Source organism: Pseudomonas sp. HMSC063H08 (genome assembly GCF_001813645.1).
In the GTDB taxonomy this organism is placed as follows: Bacteria; Pseudomonadota; Gammaproteobacteria; order Pseudomonadales; family Pseudomonadaceae; genus Pseudomonas; species Pseudomonas aeruginosa.
In genome coordinates, this window is the sequence record NZ_KV813426.1 from 1 (window position 1) to 2,782 (window position 2,782).

A 2,782-nucleotide genomic window follows, 5' to 3' on the forward strand; every position below is an offset into this window, starting at 1 on the left:
CAGGGTGGGTCAATTTTCCATCAGCGCCAACATTGCTCTGGTGTCGCGGCGGGCTGGCCGGTGGGCTCGCTGAACTCGTATTTCGGCGTATAGCTTTCTGCCGGGGGCGCCTGAGTAATTGGCGGCTCAGGTGAAAACTGGAGCTTGTGATCGGCCACGTAGATGGCCAGGGCGGTGAAAGCGACACCGATGGTAACGGCCACCACCCACTTTCCAGCGCTTTGGTGTTTGCGCTTGAGGTGCTGCGGGGCATCGTCCCAGTCTGCTTTCATCTGCACTCAGTCCTTTGAGGTGTGCTGCACTATCATAGTGCCAGTAGATAATCCTACTTTCTGAAGGGATAGGGAAGGGGCTCACGTCACTCGGCAATGCCAGAATTGTGAGTAGGCCACGCCGTCGATGAACTCAATGCCGGTGATGAGCAGTGCATTGGTCCTCACACCGTGAATTTGCACGTCGTGCAGTGTTGGCAAAATCGACCCGCTAGGACTGGTTTTGAGGATTTCGGCGATCAAGGTAGGGCGGTTGAGTGGCGAGGTCGAGGCCATCCGCACCCATACGTCTCCTCTTAGTACAGGGGCTTTGTCGAAGCCAGCGCGTCCAAGGACTTTGCCATAGCGGCGCATGCGGCGAATATCAAATTGCATAGTCAAAATACTGTTTAAATAAACAGTATTTTTGCTGGCGTTTGGCTAGTCGGCAATCGTCACTGGTCGGATTGCCGCGCTAACCACATCCTTTGCTGAACCAGCGCAGTGCCACCTTCCTAGTTAGCTCTACCCCGCGCTGGGTTTGGCTAATTTGGCATCGGCTTCCTCGTAGTCAGGGCTCACGTGGCCGTTCTGAGGCTCAACGCGACCGCTCACTAGCCAAAGGGCGTACTCCGGAAACGCCTGAGCAAGGATGCCGATTTCCTCGGTGCTGATGCGTATCTTCTCGCTGCTGATGTTCCTCCACCGATCATAGTTTTTGCCGCCCATATCGCTCAATCGTCTTGGGCCGACCTTCTTGATCAATTGAAGGGCTCTATCTTTTACGCCGTCCATCAAAGATAAATTCAATCCGAGTAATCTTTACGCATTGGATTGCTTTGCGTAATATGCACGAAAGCGTATTATTTACGCAGAGATGACTGTCTGCATTGGAATGAATAGTGACGGAACGAGCATGGAACTGGAAGAGCTTAACCCCGGTGCCCTGATAGGGCCGCAACAGGATGTGGAGTCCATCGAGCGGTGGGCGGAGCGCAACGGCATTAGCTACGGCACCGCCCGCGCCTGGGTTTACCGGGGGGTGCTGCCGTCCGTGAAGCTTGGAAAGCTGCGCATGGTAAATAGCGCGCTGCTGCGCAACTGGCTGTTGGAACAGGAGTGGACGGCATGAGCCGCACCGATCCGCAATTCAAGCTCCGTATGCCTCCAGCTCTTCGCGCTCGGGTTGAACAGGCTGCCAAGGCCTCTATGCGCTCCCTGAATGCCGAACTGGTCTTTCGTGTTGAGCAGAGCTTTGAAGGCGTTGAGCTAGCGCGCGTTCTGTCGAGCAACCCGATTAACGCCTTGTTGGGCTTCCTTGAGGGCTATCTGCTGCACGCGGCAGAGCATCCCAGCGAACCCTTCAACCGCGCCCTGATGCTGATCGATGGCCTCATGGACTCCGGCTACCTCTCCCAGCCGGAAGAATCCTATCTGACCGACCTGCGGGTTGAGGCTCTCGCCTGGGGCCGTGCTCGCCAAGATAAGGAGGAAGCTGACCATGTCGTCTCCGAATTACTTGCGCCAAACCCACGCCCCGGACTGCGCTTGCTCTGTGTGCTGGTCCGCAAGGCAGGTCATCCCATTGCACAGCCCGTCGCCGTGTCCGGACTGCCGGCCCCCTGGGCTGCCCTATCGGGAAGGTGGCCGCTGGCTCTGCCGTCCCCGTTCCTTCTGCGCGAAACACGACCCGTCCCGGCGTCCGCCGAAGTACTGGCACGTTGTGTACGACAGCGGGAAACCCACGCCCGGCGTTCGACTGCACAAACCTTTCGTCCTGGAGTGACTGCCTTATGAGACAGCCAACCGCACTGATTGCCTGCGAGTTCTCCGGGCGTGTCCGCGATGCACTGGCCCGGGTTGGTTTTTACGCCGTGAGCTGCGATCTGCTGCCTTCGGAAACCGAAGGGGAGCACGTCCAGGGGGATGTCCTGGAAATGCTGGACTGGGGGTGGGATCTGCTGATTGCCCACCCGCCCTGCACTGACCTGGCTACCTCGGGTGCCCGCTGGTTTCCCGAGAAGATTGCTGACGGTCGTCAGGCACGTGCCCTGGAGTTCGTTCGTACCCTGCTGTCGGCGCCTATTCGATTCAAGGCACTGGAGAACCCCAAGTCTGTGATCTCCAGCCATATTCGCAAGCCGGACCAGATCATCCAGCCCTGGATGTTCGGACACGGCGAGCGCAAGGAAACGCACCTCTGGTTGCAGAACCTGCCGCTTCTGGAGCCGACCCGTATCGTCGATGGACGTTCTCCGGTCGTGCATTACATGGCGCCAGGCCCTGACCGCTGGAAGGACCGTAGCCGGACCTATATCGGTATCGCCGAGGCGATGGCCGAGCAGTGGGGCCGTTATGTGATGCGGGCCTTGGCGGAACCAGAATCTGTGAGTTTTCACCCCGAGCAGCAGGACCTGCTGCGTGTCCTGGAGGGCTGACCCATGCTCGCTGACACCCTGAAAGCGCTGCTCCTGCTCTGCCTGATCCAGGCCGCCCGCACCGTGGCCGATCCGGTCAAGGGCCGCGCTCCC

At 58.8% G+C, this 2,782-nt stretch carries 6 protein-coding genes; 3 read left to right on the forward strand and 3 right to left on the reverse strand.

Annotated features, from left to right (window positions below; translation table 11 throughout):
• Positions 1–20: 20 nt before the first annotated feature.
• The 3 genes from HMPREF2924_RS11965 to HMPREF2924_RS11975 form a co-directional block, all read right to left on the reverse strand.
• A complete protein-coding gene (locus HMPREF2924_RS11965; protein WP_070700499.1) occupies positions 21–272 on the reverse strand; it encodes a hypothetical protein in 252 nt (83 codons plus the stop codon).
• 81 nt (positions 273–353) lie between these two features.
• A complete protein-coding gene (locus tag HMPREF2924_RS11970) occupies positions 354–647 on the reverse strand; it encodes a hypothetical protein (RefSeq protein ID WP_123809168.1) in 294 nt (97 codons plus the stop codon).
• Positions 648–776: 129 nt separating this feature from the next.
• On the reverse strand, positions 777–1,016 hold the full coding sequence (locus HMPREF2924_RS11975) for a DNA-binding protein (RefSeq protein ID WP_225319078.1): 240 nt from the start codon (positions 1,014–1,016) through the stop codon (positions 777–779).
• 151 nt (positions 1,017–1,167) lie between these two features.
• Here HMPREF2924_RS11975 and HMPREF2924_RS11980 point away from each other — a divergent pair, with 151 nt between their 5' ends.
• The 3 genes from HMPREF2924_RS11980 (at position 1,168) to HMPREF2924_RS11990 (ending at position 2,689) form a co-directional block, all read left to right on the forward strand.
• Positions 1,168–1,383: a hypothetical protein gene (locus HMPREF2924_RS11980; RefSeq protein ID WP_023086597.1), complete on the forward strand. Its 216-nt coding sequence runs from the start codon at positions 1,168–1,170 to the stop codon at positions 1,381–1,383.
• Positions 1,384–1,752: 369 nt separating this feature from the next.
• Positions 1,753–2,037: a lysogeny maintenance protein PflM gene (locus tag HMPREF2924_RS35875; protein WP_034047698.1), complete on the forward strand. Its 285-nt coding sequence runs from the start codon at positions 1,753–1,755 to the stop codon at positions 2,035–2,037.
• 7 nt (positions 2,038–2,044) lie between these two features.
• Positions 2,045–2,689 carry a DNA cytosine methyltransferase gene (locus HMPREF2924_RS11990; protein WP_003133746.1) on the forward strand — a complete coding sequence of 215 codons (645 nt, stop codon included), beginning with the start codon at positions 2,045–2,047 and terminating at the stop codon, positions 2,687–2,689.
• Positions 2,690–2,782: the final 93 nt, after the last annotated feature.